The organism is Paraferrimonas sp. SM1919, assembly GCF_010993985.1.
In the GTDB taxonomy this organism is placed as follows: domain Bacteria; phylum Pseudomonadota; class Gammaproteobacteria; order Enterobacterales; family Shewanellaceae; genus SM1919.
The window spans coordinates 1-15,038 of sequence record NZ_WINH01000032.1 but is presented as its reverse complement, the minus strand read 5'-3'; the positions used below and the strand labels follow the sequence as shown (position 1 = coordinate 15,038).

At 45.2% G+C, this 15,038-nt stretch carries 11 protein-coding genes; 6 read left to right on the top strand and 5 right to left on the bottom strand.

All coding sequences use genetic code 11. The features are described from left to right. The first annotated feature begins 3 nt into the window (after positions 1-3). Entirely contained in the window at positions 4-888 is an 885-nt protein-coding gene (locus GFB48_RS15960) for a TIGR01777 family oxidoreductase (protein ID WP_163938092.1), read from the top strand. Here the strand turns inward: GFB48_RS15960 and GFB48_RS15955 are convergent. After that, positions 878-3,343, bottom strand: coding sequence for an ABC transporter permease (locus GFB48_RS15955; protein WP_205597750.1), 2,466 nt, complete (start codon positions 3,341-3,343; stop codon positions 878-880). The genes GFB48_RS15960 and GFB48_RS15955 overlap by 11 nt on opposite strands. Beyond that, on the bottom strand, positions 3,343-4,017 hold the full coding sequence (locus GFB48_RS15950; RefSeq protein ID WP_163938089.1) for an ABC transporter ATP-binding protein: 675 nt from the start codon (positions 4,015-4,017) through the stop codon (positions 3,343-3,345). Before GFB48_RS15950 ends, GFB48_RS15955 begins: the two co-directional genes overlap by 1 nt. Here GFB48_RS15950 and GFB48_RS15945 point away from each other — a divergent pair. Then, the gene (locus GFB48_RS15945; RefSeq protein WP_163938086.1) at positions 4,004-4,615 is read left to right on the top strand and encodes an arylesterase; all 612 of its coding nucleotides are present in this window, start codon (positions 4,004-4,006) and stop codon (positions 4,613-4,615) included. The two genes, GFB48_RS15950 and GFB48_RS15945, sit on opposite strands and share 14 nt — an antisense overlap. Before the next feature lie 15 nt (positions 4,616-4,630). On the opposite strand, the gene GFB48_RS15940 is transcribed toward GFB48_RS15945, so the two are convergent. Further along, positions 4,631-5,128: a methylated-DNA--[protein]-cysteine S-methyltransferase gene (locus GFB48_RS15940; RefSeq protein ID WP_163938084.1), complete on the bottom strand. Its 498-nt coding sequence runs from the start codon at positions 5,126-5,128 to the stop codon at positions 4,631-4,633. A 97-nt stretch (positions 5,129-5,225) separates the two neighbouring features. On the opposite strand from GFB48_RS15940, the gene GFB48_RS15935 reads away from it, so the two are divergent. From GFB48_RS15935 to metH, 4 genes are all read left to right on the top strand, one after another. Continuing rightward, on the top strand, positions 5,226-5,762 hold the full coding sequence (locus GFB48_RS15935; RefSeq protein ID WP_163938081.1) for an RNA polymerase sigma factor: 537 nt from the start codon (positions 5,226-5,228) through the stop codon (positions 5,760-5,762). After that, positions 5,759-6,247 (top strand): hypothetical protein, encoded by a 489-nt coding sequence (locus tag GFB48_RS15930; RefSeq protein ID WP_163938078.1) that lies wholly within the window; start codon positions 5,759-5,761, stop codon positions 6,245-6,247. Before GFB48_RS15935 ends, GFB48_RS15930 begins: the two co-directional genes overlap by 4 nt. A gap of 9 nt (positions 6,248-6,256) precedes the next feature. Next, on the top strand, positions 6,257-7,222 hold the full coding sequence (locus GFB48_RS15925; protein ID WP_163938076.1) for a DUF4097 family beta strand repeat-containing protein: 966 nt from the start codon (positions 6,257-6,259) through the stop codon (positions 7,220-7,222). A gap of 230 nt (positions 7,223-7,452) precedes the next feature. Continuing rightward, complete coding sequence (gene metH, locus GFB48_RS15920) at positions 7,453-11,187, top strand: methionine synthase (protein ID WP_163938073.1); 3,735 nt, start codon at positions 7,453-7,455, stop codon at positions 11,185-11,187. Between the two features lie 440 nt (positions 11,188-11,627). On the opposite strand, the gene GFB48_RS15915 is transcribed toward metH, so the two are convergent. Continuing rightward, positions 11,628-14,018 carry an AAA family ATPase gene (locus tag GFB48_RS15915; RefSeq protein ID WP_240464892.1) on the bottom strand — a complete coding sequence of 797 codons (2,391 nt, stop codon included), beginning with the start codon at positions 14,016-14,018 and terminating at the stop codon, positions 11,628-11,630. 317 nt (positions 14,019-14,335) lie between these two features. Continuing rightward, the gene (locus tag GFB48_RS15910) at positions 14,336-14,638 is read right to left on the bottom strand and encodes a hypothetical protein (RefSeq protein WP_163938068.1); all 303 of its coding nucleotides are present in this window, start codon (positions 14,636-14,638) and stop codon (positions 14,336-14,338) included. Positions 14,639-15,038: the final 400 nt, after the last annotated feature.

Genomic DNA, 15,038 nt, shown 5'->3' with positions numbered 1-15,038 from the left:
AGCATGCAAATACTTATCACTGGTGGTACTGGGTTAATTGGGCAAGCACTCATCGCTGCCCTGCCTGAGTACCACTTCACTATTTTAACCAGACAATCTAGAACCGATACCCCATCGATAACCCATATCCACACTCTAGATAATCTAAAAAATCTTAATCAATTTGATGTGGTGATAAATCTTGCAGGAGAAGGGATCGCGGCTAAACGCTGGAATGTAAAGCGTAGACTTGAGCTCAAACAAAGTCGTCATGGTATTAGTCAGCAATTGGTCAACCTAGTGGCCAGTTCGACAAAACCACCGCAAAGGATCATTAATGCCTCCGCAGTCGGCATCTACGGCACTCACCATATTCATCACCTCAATGAACAAAGCCCCTATGGCATCGACTTTCCCTCAAGGCTTTGCAAAGAATGGGAAGAAATCAACAACCAAGCCACCTCGAAAGTCACTCAGGTGCTCAATTTAAGGTTTGGAGTGGTGCTCGCAAAACATGGTGGTATGTTGGCCAAACTCTATCCGACTTTTAGTCGTGGCTTGGGTAGCATACTCGGCAACGGTAAGCAGGGTATAAGTTGGATACATATTGATGATCTGGTTGAGTTAATTAAATTCTGTATTGACCATCCAACCCTCACTGGCAGCATAAATGCCTGCGCCCCTAACCCAGTCAGCCAGAAAGAATTTGCCGTGGCTCTGGCTGCTCAATTACAAAAACCACTATGGTTAAGCATACCGGCATTACCACTGAAATTAGTACTTGGTGAAATGAGCACCCTAGTGCTGGACGGACAAATGGTTTATCCCCATAAGGCACTAGAGGCTGGCTTTGTATTTGAATACCCAGACCTTGCCAGCGCCCTTGCCCAGATTTACCCTACGAATTAATTTCCCTTAACAAACTCAAAGTGGTTAATTTCAGTTTTTGGCTGCAGGCGCTATAACCTAACGCCCCAACTAATAGCGCACCCAGTAATGGCACCTGCCACCACCAGTGCCAGTGCATATTCACTACTAGCTCGAACACTTGGGTTTTTAATACCCAAAGTGACACTTCTGCCACGACTACTGCTAAAAAGCCCGCTATCGCCCCCAATAACGCAAATTCAAGGGCCGTTGCCTTAGACAACAGGCTAGATTTCGCACCAAAGCTCTTAAATACCGCCAGCTCTTTAATTCTTAAGCCCATGCCCGCTTGCAGCTGCGCCAGCATCACCAATGAACTGGCAATGATCACCATGACCAGCACTAATGTAAGTGATAATGAGACTTGATCGACAATGCCACGTAATTGCTCCACCATCTTACCCACATCAATAAGGGCAATGGTTGGGTAGCGTTGAATCAATTCAAATACCGACTGTTGTTGCTCACCTTTGGCGTAAAAACTACTGATAAAGGTCGCGTTCGCCTCAGGCAATACGTCCGGGGAAAAGATAACAAAAAAGTTGGGTTTTAAGCTTTCCCACTTTAAGCCTCGAATGCTGGTTACCTTAGCGTTAACTTGTTGACCGCCAATGTCAAAGTGGAGCACATCACCAAGTTCAATTGCCATGCGCTCAGCAAAATCCACCTCTAGTGAGGCTTCCCCTTCACCTGTGAACCATTGCCCTTGTAACAAAGTGTTGTGCTCGGGTAATTCGCTGCCGTAGGTAAGGTTAAGCTCTCGACCAACCCCTCGGCGTTGCCCTTGGTCTAGCTGCTGATCTTTTTCAACTTTCACCAACGACTCATCATTGATTTGGGTCATACGACCACGAACAACCGGTGACAAGGGGGTCGCTTCAAGCTGACGTTCATCAATAAATTGTTGCACGCCCTCTACTTGTTCTGGGGCAATATTCACCAAGAAATAGTTAGGGGTGTTTTCAGGGAGTTGTGATTGCCAATCTTCTAGTATGTCTTGCCTTAGGCCAACAATCAGTAGCAGCAACAATAATGCGGTGCTAAAGCCCACCAGCTGCACACCATTTTCACTGCCTTTTCGCCTTAAATGAGTCAGCGCCAGTTGCCAAGGATTGGTTAACTTTAAACTTACCCCTTTAGAACTCATTAACAATAATAGCGCACACCCCCACAGCAACAGAGCCAGCAACACAAAGCCGATCAAGATTGAAAACGTAAGGCTGATACTCTGGGAATAAATATATCCCAGTGATGCCAACGCTAAAAAACTCAGTATCGAGGTCAACGTCAGGCCAAAGCCTTTACCCTTTAAATGACCTTGCAACACTCGTAACGGCGGCACTTGTAATAACCCCAGTAGTGGCAACAGGGCAAAGCCAAATATTGCTATTATCGCAGTGGCAACCCCGAGTAATAATGGCCTTAACCAGCTTGGGCTAGCCTGCTGTAATGCCTCTGGTAACTGTTGTACCACAATCCCATCAAGGCCAGCCCCTAACAACAAGCCCAACAAGGTTGCCACCACCGCAATTAAGCTTAAATGGCCGACAAATATAAAGCGGATTTGCTGCTTGGAAGCCCCTAAGGTTTTCAGTAATGCCACCATATCAAAGTGGCGCTGACAATAACGCCCTGCGGCAATGGCAATCGCTGCACAAGCTAGCGCAATGCCTAACAAACTGGCTAACAATAAAAAGCGTTCAGCCCGATTGATGGCACTTGCCACTGGACTATCGCCCTCACTGACATCCCGAAAGCGCATGGTATCAAGCAGTAAAGGCTTCAAATAAGCTTCAAACTCATCAAGTGCCTGTTGGTCACCCACAAACTGATAAGAGTAACTAATGCGCGACCCCGGTTGCACCACCTGGGTGGCCTCAACATCGGCAAGGTTCATTAACACCACGGGCGCAGAGGTAAACAGACTTAAGCCCTGATCCGGTAAAGACAGCATCGCCGCCGCCATAGTGAGCTCACTGTAACCCAGCTCAAGACTGGCTGGGTGATTGAGCAGTGGCCCTAACCTTTCGGCATAAAACACTTCGCCCGCATTAGGCAGTAGGCGTTTTTTGCCCTCGGGGAACTCAATCATGCCCTTTAGGGGATAGTTAGCAGATACCGCACGCACCTGCACTAACTGCATTTGCTCGCCACTAAATACCACCGAACTAAAGCTTAGGGTTTGTGCGTGAGCAATGCCGAGTTCATCCGCCTTGGTTAACCATGCCGGGTCAACTTCCCTTGGGCTAGACAACACCCTATCGGCAGCAATAAACTCACTGGCCTGCTCGTTAATGGCCAACTGTAAACGCTCGCTGACCCGTGATAAACCGGTGACCGCCAATACCGCCAGGCTCAATGCGAATAAAATCAGTAATAATTGCCCTTGCAGCAATTCCCTTTTAAATAATCGAATAACTAAAGAAAACAGCTGCATTAGTTCACCTTACTTAATAAGCCATTTTCCATGCGCCATTGGCTGTCACAACGGTCGGCTAAGGTTTGATCATGGGTCACTAAAATCAGCGTGGTACCCTGCTGCTGGTTGAGTTCAAATAATAAATCCGCAATCTTTTGTCCATTGACAGAATCAAGGTTGCCACTGGGCTCGTCAGCAAATAACACCATAGGTTTACTGATAAAAGCTCGAGCCAGCGCCACTCTTTGTTGTTCACCACCCGATAATTGTTTTGGTAAATGCTCAAGTCTATCGGCTAACCCCACTCGCCCTAACCATTGCTCGGCTAAGGTTTTAGCGTCGCTGAGGCCAGCTAATTCGGCAGGTAGCATGACGTTTTCAAGGGCCGTTAAACTGTCGACCAACATAAAGGACTGAAACACAAAAGCGGTTTTATCTTTTCTGAGGGCAGCCTTTTGTTCTTCATCGAGCGTAGTAACATCAGTACCTGCAAGGGAAATAGAACCGGATGTCGGGTTATCTAGGGCAGCAAGAAGGCCAAGTAACGTTGATTTACCTGAACCAGATGGGCCAATAATAGCAACTGACTCTCCAGAGTTGACATTAAAATCAATTCCCTTAAGGATAGTAAGCAGCCCGTTTTGGGTTTCTACAGACTTGGTTAATTGGACAACCTCAATGGCATTACTCATAAAAAAAACTCTATTTATTATTGGATTACTGATTGCTACTACGTCGGTTTCTGCAAAAGCAGCTACCCTATTAATACTCGGTGACAGCTTAAGTGCAAGTTACGGTATGGATGAAAAAGACGGCTGGGTAGAAATTTTACGCAGCAAAATGCCAAGCCATACCATAATAAATGCGTCCGTCAGTGGCGAAACTTCAGCAGGAGGATTACGCAGACTGCCCGCCCTGCTTGAACAACACGCTATCGATACCTTATTTATAGAACTCGGTGGTAACGATGGCTTACGAGCATATTCCCCCCAAGACTTGAAACAAAATTTAACAAAAATGATTGAGTTAGCTCAGCAGAAAAATATTCATGTTGTTATAAGCCAGATCCATACACCACCTAATTATGGCCCTCGCTATGCCAAAAAGTTCGCCCAGGTTTATCACCAGATTGCGGCAGAAACAGGCATTACTTTAATTCCATTTTTTATGGAGCAGATTGCCCCCTACCCAGAACTAATGCTGCGTGATGGCATTCACCCTAACAAAAAAGCCCAACCGAAAATTGCCGAGATTTTGTACCCAAGCTTAAGCCAAGCGCTAGGACGGTAGCAGTTTATATTTAGCTTAAGCTAACCCCTCTAGCTCTAATAGTTTACGCTTAGCATATAAGCCACCGGCATAACCGGTTAGCTTGCCATTGCTGCCAATAATGCGGTGGCAAGGCACAATAATCGACAACACATTGGCACCATTAGCATTGGCCACCGCCCTAAATGCGGTCGGCTGACCAATGCGACCAGCCAGTTCGGCGTAGCTGGCACATTGTCCGAACTCAACTTGCTGCAGAGCCTGCCACACCTTTTGTTGAAACTCAGTGCCAACCAACTTAATCGGTAAATCGAACTGCTGGCGCTCCCCCGCAAAGTACTGTTCTAACTGTTCAATAGCCGTTTTATTAACATCACTCCTAGCGACTTTACGCTCCCCTAGGGCTTTACTTAAGCGTTGCTCACACCTTTGCTTATGATTTCTTATGGCCCAATTAGCCAGGCACAACTGGCCCTGATGGCTGCCAATATGCAGCTTTCCTACTGGGCTTAAATAGTCTGTCACTTCAATCATTTAAAAATAATTCCAGAAAAGTTAATGTTCATTCCAACCTTTTGCTAAGTTAGCTTATCTAACTATACAAACAACACAAGTAAAGGATGCGAAAGCTATGGCCCACTTACAGCTGGCCCCTGATTCTTTAGATGAAGCCGAACTTATTCGCTTGGCAGCCATGGGCGATAAACAAGCCTTTGAAAAGCTCTATCGGATGCATGTCGGCCGAGTCTATGCCCTTTGTTTCCGTCTAGCGGGTGAACAATACCTGGCTGAAGAGTTAACTCAGGGGGCCTTTGTTCGAATATGGCAAAAATTGGCTCAATTTAATGGTGATAGTTTGTTTAGCTCTTGGTATCACACCTTAGTGGTGAATCACTGCATTGCAACTTTAAAACAGCAAGCGACCTGGTGGCAGCGGTTTGTGCCGATAGATCACCATATTGAAGCCGCACCGGTAAAGAGCATGGATGAAAATCAGATTGATGCTTTGCTGCCTAAACTACCAGAGCGCGCCAGAATCATATTTGTGTTATTTGCCATTGAAGGTCACAGCCACCAAGAGATCGGCAAAATGTTAAACATCCACCCGGGTACCTCCAAAGGTCAGTACCACAGGGCCAGAACATTATTACAGGAGATGTTGTCATGAGTAACTTAAATGAACAATTAGAACAACTTCCTAAAGCCATGCAGCCCAGCCGTGATTTATGGCCCAGCATTGCAGCCAAGCTCGACAAGCCAGCACAGACAAGCAGCAACCAAAACCCGTGGCAGTGGGTCGCCATTGCCGCCAGCATGGCACTAGTGAGTGTGCTCAGCTTTAACATGGGTAAAAGCCAAATTGTAGAGCAGGACAACTCGCAAATGCTGGCCATGCTCGAGCTGATTAACAACCAGCACCAAACTCAGGTACAGCAATACCAAGCTAAGGTGCAACTGACCAGCTGGGGGCAACTGTCCCAGGAACCCGTCGATGCCGGTTTGACCGAAGTAAGAACCGCATCCGACGAAGTATTCAAAACGTTGTTGGCACAACCTGACAATCAAAAGTTACAGAAATTATGGTTATGGCTGTTAGAAAAAGAGCGTGAAATTCTGCGTGAAAGCCAACAACCCCAATTAAACAGTATTTAGGAGTTAATCATGAATAAATTAGCTTTAATTTTTGCCCTAAGCTTTACTAGTACAGTATGGGCAGCCCCAATTGACCAAATTCTTGACATGGATGTTGGTAAAAAAGTTGAAATTGTGGTGCCTGCCGGCGAAGTACAAATTAAAAGTTGGAACAAAACCAAAGTCCAAGTACAAGGCGATATCGACCAAGACATCAGCATGGAAGACGTAAAGTTTGTTAAGGAAGGTGGCAACGTAAAGTTCGAAATCGATGTTCCCAAAAGCCATAAAGGCCGAAAATATCAGGACACTAAACTTATTTTTATGATCCCTAACAAAGCTGATCTGGATGTTCATGGGGTATCAACTGAAGTTAAAGTCAACGGAGTCGAAGGCAAACATGAACTGGTCACCATCTCTGGAACCCTAGATCTAGAGGCGCTTAAAGGCACGGTCAACGCCAGCTCCATCAGTGGTGAAATTGCCGCCAGAAACCTGCAAGGTGATATCAGCTATGAAGTCATTTCGGGTGACATTAACGACAAAAACTCTAAGGGCTTAATGCGTGTTCGTGCCATTAGTGGCGGTGTAAATATTATCTCTGAAGTGGAACAGTTTGATATTGAAACCGTATCCGGTGATGCTAACCTGCAATTAGTTAAAGTAAAAGAACTCAACCTAAACAGTGTCAGTGGTGACGTTGCTGCGATTTTGAAAGAAGTTAAAGAATTGAAATCGATTCGAGCAGATACCGTCAGTGGCGACTTTGAGGTACAGTTTGATTCCGTGCCTAAAGGCAGCTTCATCATTAACGCCGGCCCAGGTGGTGATTTGCAGACCAACATCTCACAGGCACGTGTCGTAAAAGAAAAGTACTCACGTCATAAACGCCTAGAGTTTGAAACAGGCAAAGGCGCAAAAATCCATATTAACACTATCAGTGGTGATATCACCTTAGAAGCCCCCAAAGCGCCGAAGGCAGCATCTAAAAAATAACTCTGTCATCTTCCTCGCTTATCGCCCAGCACCAGATCGGTACTGGGCTTTGTGGTTCTCTAAGCCGATTGATCTAATGGCCACTCCCTCTGGGGTAATGACACCTTTAACTTACCCTGAAATAATCTCAAATTAGAAAAGCTGTAATTGCGTAATTAGCATTGCCCCAAGTGCTAATGTCGAATAAGATAGACGTCTATACGTCTAATAACAAAGATAGGTCAGTTGTAATGTCAGGATCAAACACACATACCCCAAGCAAGCACCCCGCCTTTGCCAAGCTAGAACGCGAGTTACAAAACCGCATTCTAATGCTTGATGGTGCCATGGGTACCATGATCCAAGCCCTAAAGTTTGAAGAAGAAGACTTCCGTGGTGAACGCTTCAAAGATTGGCATTGCGACATTAAAGGCAACAACGACCTTTTAGTGCTGACTCAACCTGAAGCCATTAAGAACATTCATAAGGAATACTTACTGGCCGGTGCCGATATTCTAGAGACCAACACCTTTAACGCCACCACCATTGCCATGGCCGATTACGACATGCAATCGCTGTCGCGCGAAATTAACTTAGAAGGTGCCCGTCTGGCGCGCCAAGCGGCCGATGAAATTAGCGCACAAACCGGCGTGCAGCGTTTTGTGGCAGGGGTACTAGGGCCAACTAACCGCACCTGTTCCATCAGCCCAGATGTAAACGACCCTGGCTTTCGTAATATCGACTTCGATACCTTAGTTGAAGCCTATATTGAATCGACCGAAGCGTTAATTGAAGGTGGCGCAGACATTATTCTGGTTGAAACCATTTTCGATACCCTGAACGCTAAAGCGGCCTTGTTTGCCGTTGAAACCGTATTCGAGCAGCGGGGAGAAAGCCTGCCAGTGATGATTTCTGGCACCATTACCGATGCCTCTGGCCGTACTTTAACCGGCCAAACCACCGAAGCCTTCTACCACAGTTTACGCCACGTTAAGCCGTTATCCTTCGGCCTTAACTGTGCCCTAGGGCCGAAAGAGCTGCGCCCTTACGTAGAAGAGTTATCACGCATTAGTGAAACCTTTGTCTCTGCCCACCCGAACGCTGGTCTGCCTAACGAATTTGGTGGCTACGATGAAACCCCAGAGCAAATGGCTGACATTATTGGCGATTGGGCCAAGCAAGGCTTTTTAAACATTGTCGGTGGCTGTTGTGGCACCACGCCAGAGCATATCCGCGTGATTAAAGCCGCAGTAGATAAACACGCCCCGCGTAAATTGCCAGAAATCGAAGTTGCCTGTCGTCTATCAGGACTTGAGCCTTGTATCATTAAGGAAGACTCACTGTTTGTGAACGTGGGCGAGCGTAACAACGTCACCGGCTCTGCCAAGTTCCTACGCCTAATTAAAGAAGAAAAGTACGATGAGGCGCTATCGGTTGCCCGCGAACAGGTAGAAAACGGCGCACAAATTATCGATATCAACATGGATGAGGGCATGCTCGATGGCGTAGCCGCCATGAAACGCTTTTTAAACCTGATTGCATCAGAGCCTGATATCGCCAAAGTGCCAATTATGATCGACTCATCGAAATGGGAAGTGATTGAAGCGGGCCTAAAGTGCATCCAAGGTAAAGGCGTGGTGAACTCAATTTCCCTAAAAGAAGGGGAAGAAGCCTTCATCCAACAAGCCAAGCTGGTTAAACGTTATGGCGCCGCGGCCATTATTATGGCCTTTGATGAAACCGGCCAAGCCGATACCGCTAAGCGCAAAATTGAAATTTGTACCCGTGCCTATGACGTACTGGTGAACAAAGTGGGCTTCCCACCGGAAGACATCATCTTCGACCCCAACATCTTTGCTATCGCCACCGGTATTGACGAGCACGACAACTACGCCGTCGACTTTATTGACGCCATTAAGGCCATTAAAGCCAATTTACCCCACGCCATGATTTCGGGCGGTGTATCGAACGTATCGTTCTCGTTCCGTGGTAACAACCCAGTGCGTGAAGCCATTCATGCAGTATTCCTATACCACGCCATTAAAGCCGGTATGGACATGGGCATTGTTAACGCCGGTCAGCTGGCCATTTATGATGACATTGACGCAGAACTAAAAGAGAAAGTAGAAGCGGTGGTGCTGAACACCCCATGCCCGGTCGAGGGCTCTACCAACACCGAAGAACTGCTTAACATTGCCGAAAAATACCGCGGCCAAGGTGGCGGTGCCAATAAAGTTGAAGACTTAGCGTGGCGTGAATGGCCGGTGAACAAGCGTCTAGAACACGCGCTGGTTAAAGGCATTACCGACTACATTGATGAAGACACCGAAGAGGCTCGCGCGGGCGCAACTCGTCCGCTTGATGTTATCGAAGGCCCATTAATGGACGGCATGAACGTGGTCGGCGATCTATTTGGTAGCGGCAAAATGTTCCTGCCTCAGGTAGTAAAGTCTGCCCGTGTAATGAAAAAAGCCGTGGCCTACCTCAACCCATTTATTGAAGCCGAGAAAACTGAAGGCCAAACCAAAGGTAAGGTGCTGATGGTTACCGTAAAAGGCGACGTGCACGACATTGGTAAAAACATTGTTGGCGTAGTCCTGGCCTGTAACGGCTTCGAGGTCATCGACCTTGGGGTAATGGTATCGGTTGAAAAAATTGTTGAAGTCGCCAAAGCCGAGAAGGTCGATATTATCGGGATGAGCGGCCTGATCACGCCATCACTGGATGAAATGGTGCACAACGTCAAAACCTTCGAGCGCGAAGGCTTAACCATTCCAGCCATTATTGGTGGTGCCACCTGCTCTAAAATTCACACCGCAGTGAAAATTGCGCCCCACTACCCACACGGCGCCATTTACATTGCCGATGCCTCCCGTGCTGTGCCTATGGTGCAAAAGCTGATCAATCCTGAAACCCGCCAAGCGACCATTGATACCGAGTACGCCCAGTACGACATCATGCGTGAAAAGCGCTTAAATCAGGCGAAGCGCAAAAACATTGTCAGCATAGAAGCGGCCCGTAATAACAAAACGGAAATCGATTGGGACAAATACACCCCGCCGAAGCCGAAAAAGCTAGGCATTACCCAGTTTGATGATTACGACCTAGCAGAACTGGCCACCCGTATCGACTGGACGCCATTCTTCAGAAGTTGGGAGCTGCACGGCCGTTACCCAGACATACTAGAAGACAAAGTGGTAGGCGAAGAGGCGCGCAAGGTATTTGCCGATGGCAAAGCCATGCTGGATAAAATCATTAGTGATAAGTGGCTTACCGCCAAAGGGGTGATTGGCCTGTTTCCCGCCAACAGCGTTAACCATGATGATATCGAACTGTACTCGGTAGAGAACGATACCACCCGCGAACAATCGTTTATGACCCTACACCACCTGCGTATGCAGCTTGAACGTGTGGGTAACTCAAATTTCTGTCTATCGGACTTTGTTGCCCCGAAAGAATCAGCAAAACAAGACTACATCGGCGGCTTTGCAGTAACCGCTGGCCACGGCATCGACGAGCACGTAGAGCGTTTTGAGGCCAATCATGACGACTACAACGCCATCATGCTTAAAACCCTAGCCGATCGCTTAGCCGAAGCCTTTGCCGAGCGCATGCACGAACGCGTTCGTAAAGAGTTTTGGGGTTATGATGCAGCAGAAAATCTTGATAACGAGCAGTTAATCAAAGAGAAATACCAAGGCATTCGCCCTGCCCCAGGTTACCCAGCCTGCCCAGATCACACTGAAAAAGGCCTGCTGTGGGAACTGCTAGAGCCTAACAAACGCATCGGCTTGAACATCACCGAATCTTACGCCATGTTCCCAACTGCAGCAGTATCAGGCTGGTACTTCAGCCACCCACAATCTCGCTACTTTGGTGTGACCAATGTAGGAAAGGATCAGATAGAAGATTACGCAGCGCGTAAAGGGATGTCAGTAGAGGTGGCAGAGAGGTGGTTACAATCCATTCTTGATTATGACGCCTAACGGCGTCGGGTTTTGCGCTTAGCAGCGAGCTAATTCGTAATAGGGGTGTCGGGGTGCCGACGGCACGTCAGGGGAAAACAACAGCTTTTTCCCCTAACAACCCCTGAGCCGCCCTTAACTTTGCTTAACCAGCATTGTGCACTCGTCATTACACACACGGTCAGATTCGGCGTCCTGCCTCAAACCGACCTTACTGGGCATCCTGCCCAGCATTGCTATTCCTCACTTCAATGCTTCACAAAGTGAAAGGGAGATTGAGTAGCAGTAACGTGTTCTTCCAAGCTGTTATATGTGCCTCAAAGGAGTTTGTCGTAACTAAATTGCCTTAAAATTTTGTAGGTATTGCAGTAACTCAATTTTATAAGGCATAACGCTAGAACTAGTATTAATCTTATTTAGGTCTTTATTCGCAAACATTGCATTTATTCATTTGCACCCACTCATACACTTTCAAACTCAAGTGCCTCAACCTCAATTTCCTCACCAACGCTTTTCATCAACGAGGTAAATTGGTCACTATCTTGCTTGAGCCGTTCAATGATTTGCTTTGCTGCAGTTTGCATTTCTGGAACTTCCACAGGAGAAGCGCCCCTCTCAAAGACTCCAGATAAATGTGAATACTCATTGTTAATCCTGTCTGTTAAAATTGCAGGAATACTATCTTCACCAAAGAATGCACTAAGAGTCTCTGAAGTCATGCCCTGATCGGGGTATCTGTAATACAGATAAATTTCGAAGAATTTCCTCGCATTGTTGGCAAAATTATAAAAGGTTACGTAGTTGGTATCATCAATGGCATCAAGAAAAGCACATTTGTGGATCTGATGAAACAGGTAATTAAATTCAGTCACATATTCTTTTAAGTAGGATGGCATGACCTGCAAGGTGGATTTTTTATCTTGTCTAACCACAACAAAGTAAGCTTTCTGACATTTCACCTTGTGGCCTTCGACAGTAAGATAGCTGTCTTTCAACTTCTTTAGATACTTCAAGAAATCAAGGTTGTGTGTTGAAACAAACAGTTGTGCAAATTTGCCTTTTTCGACCACTTCCGCATTCAACAAGCTATAAATAAAGAAAATATGATTACCATCGAGCGAGGAGATAGGATCATCAATCCAAATAATGGGTTTTGAACCTTTGGTTGCGACATCATCTAACTTGGCTAAAAAGTAGCAGAATGCCAGCAAACTGCACTCGCCTTCGCTTAGGTGATAAGCTTTCTTGCCGTCACGGATCACTTCAAACCGAATACGTTTTGCCTCTTGCGTTGGCCCTTCATCTTTTTTAGCCTCCAACGTCAAAAACTGATGTCCGAAAAAATTATTCAGATATTCATTTACCTTTTTAGCCCCTTTTTCTTCGTCATTCAGTTCACGTTTCTTAGCCGTAACTTGTGCTTGTTTTTGGGTAATATTCGTGTTGATAATCGCCTGCGCTTGTTGAGCCTCGTCTCTTTTCTGCCGTAAGGTTTCAATTGAATTGAGCTGTGTTTGGTAATCAATCGTAAGCAAGTACTCAGCGACCTCTTTCAATCGCAAGTCGGCTTTAGCCTTGGTTTGTTCGTCGGCTAATGAGCTGCTAAATAACTCTGATTGAGCGCAAAGGTCACTATAATCCTGCCAGATTTGCGTTAGTTTCGCGGTACCATCAGCGGGGCTCTCATAGTCTTTAACGTTTAAAATATCACCTTTTCGCACCTTCAGTTGTTTGGTTAGATTACCTAAAGCAAGCAGATAGTCTTTGGTTGCAGCTTTTAACCTTAAATTTAAGGCAGTTAGTTGTGAGTGAAACTTGGAATAAAAAGCAGATTGATCTATGGTGAGTGCGGATTGAATTGTTTGGTTTTCGGTTTCTATCTTAGCAAGCAACGCATCAATCGACTTTTCTAATTGCTCAGATTCTTCATCAAAGTGCTTATCAAGCTCTGCCCACCGCTCAGTCGAAATTTCATTGTCACAAAATGCGCATTTTTCATGCTTATTTCGATGATGAGAACGGCCTTCATTCACCCAGCGGTTAAGTACAGCATCTTTTACTAACGCCTGAATTTTATCAGACTCACTGATGGGCTTGGTTACCAACGTTTCAACTTCTAGTGCCAAGCTTAAAAAACTTAGCTGAGGGGAAGAAAATTTAGGTATTGCAGGCAAAACCTTTTCATCAATCAGCTTTTCGTGCTCGCTCACTTGCTCTGATGTTAACGGCTGAAAATCAGGCCTACTAACAGTTGTGATATCGGCCTTTAATTTGGTAATAGTGTAGTTTTGGTCACCAAAACGCTCAGGCTTATATTTAATGCCGATGTCTTTATTAGTCGCTTTATCACCCAGTTGTTTTTCTAGACTTTCATTCGATTGTTTATGAGAGGCAAAGGCATTGCTGTATGCAACTGCGGCCTGCTTTTTGTCGGCAAACAAACCGGTTTCTTGCCCATCAATACTAGAACCGAGTTCTTCCTCAAGAGCTTCAATCTCTTTTTCGATTTTATTGTTGTCATCACCTAAGATGGCAAACGGTTCAATGCTGTCATCTGGATTGTGAATAAACCGCAAATTCTCCTTAATAAAATCTTCGTTAAATACACGAATATTCTTATTCTGGGTAGATAAAGTTGAAGAGGTTACTTCTGAGTTGTCATCAAATTTTAGTTTGAACGATGGCGCACCATACTTATTAGATAATTCTCCAGTCTCTAATGCGCGCGCAATACGTGATAACGTGGTTTTACCGGAATAGTTACGTCCATAGATGATGTTGATATCAACAAAGTTCTGAACAGCACCACCTTTGTTTTTAACCTCACTCCTCCATATAAAGTCATCAAACACTCCAAGCTTTTGGATATGTTGTATTTGCTTTAGCATTAATAACCTCCACGAAAAAGATTAACCATGACAGTCATAGTGGCTTAACCAAGACAGCCATGGTTAAATCTTGCTGATTGGCGTCTTGTATTATCTTGTTCGGTTATATTCCTGAACAATATAACCCAATGATTTTTACCATAAAGTTAATATGCTAATTAAGCAATAGGCGGGGCTTGGGTGTATCGCTTATGCTAAGAATCTAGGCCATAGGGTTATAAGGGGTTGTTGTGAAGTGGCATAGTTTATCCCCATTAACTATGCCGCTACACATCTAGCAATTACTTGTTTTTATTTAATCGGATATCATAAAGTTTATACTCTACTACCTTCCCATCTTTATCCAAAATAAACTTAACAGACTTTCCTTGCTTTAATAAGTAGTTTCTAGACTTTAGTTGACCATCTTTAGAGTATTTAATAAATTTTGTTTCGCCAAAACAAGTTTCTATATCAGCTTCTGTTGAGAGAATATGAAGCTTGCTATAAGTTTTCGGACAGGATGGGGCTTTAACATCAAAATCGGCCGCACAACCTGCATTCAGGCTTAACAAAATTAATAGTGGCTTAACCAAGACAGCCATGGTTAAATCTTGCTGATTGGCGTCTTGTATTATCTTGTTCGGTTATATTCCTGAACAATATAACCCAATGATTTTTACCATAAAGTTAATATGCTAATTAAGCAATAGGCGGGGCTTGGGTGTATCGCTTATGCTAAGAATCTAGGCCATAGGGTTATAAGGGGTTGTTGTGAAGTGGCATAGTTTATCCCCATTAACTATGCCGCTACACATCTAGCAATTACTTGTTTTTATTTAATCGGATATCATAAAGTTTATACTCTACTACCTTCCCATCTTTATCCAAAATAAACTTAACAGACTTTCCTTGCTTTAATAAGTAGTGTAGTGGTCAACTAAAATTGGCCACAGTTTTATAAGTTTCTTTGTATCGCCTTTCCGATTCATTCGGAGTTAGCCC

What these genes read in the sequence shown, in the direction of transcription:
- GFB48_RS15960 (WP_163938092.1), top strand. Translation starts at nt 4, where the DNA reads ATGCAAATACTTATCACTGGTGGTACTGGGTTAATTGGGCAAGCACTC.
- GFB48_RS15955 (WP_205597750.1), bottom strand. Translation starts at nt 3,343, where the DNA reads ATGCAGCTGTTTTCTTTAGTTATTCGATTATTTAAAAGGGAATTGCTG.
- GFB48_RS15945 (WP_163938086.1), top strand. Translation starts at nt 4,004, where the DNA reads ATGGCATTACTCATAAAAAAAACTCTATTTATTATTGGATTACTGATT.
- GFB48_RS15950 (WP_163938089.1), bottom strand. Translation starts at nt 4,017, where the DNA reads ATGAGTAATGCCATTGAGGTTGTCCAATTAACCAAGTCTGTAGAAACC.
- GFB48_RS15940 (WP_163938084.1), bottom strand. Translation starts at nt 5,128, where the DNA reads ATGATTGAAGTGACAGACTATTTAAGCCCAGTAGGAAAGCTGCATATT.
- GFB48_RS15935 (WP_163938081.1), top strand. Translation starts at nt 5,226, where the DNA reads ATGGCCCACTTACAGCTGGCCCCTGATTCTTTAGATGAAGCCGAACTT.
- GFB48_RS15930 (WP_163938078.1), top strand. Translation starts at nt 5,759, where the DNA reads ATGAGTAACTTAAATGAACAATTAGAACAACTTCCTAAAGCCATGCAG.
- GFB48_RS15925 (WP_163938076.1), top strand. Translation starts at nt 6,257, where the DNA reads ATGAATAAATTAGCTTTAATTTTTGCCCTAAGCTTTACTAGTACAGTA.
- metH (WP_163938073.1), top strand. Translation starts at nt 7,453, where the DNA reads ATGTCAGGATCAAACACACATACCCCAAGCAAGCACCCCGCCTTTGCC.
- GFB48_RS15910 (WP_163938068.1), bottom strand. Translation starts at nt 14,638, where the DNA reads ATGGCTGTCTTGGTTAAGCCACTATTAATTTTGTTAAGCCTGAATGCA.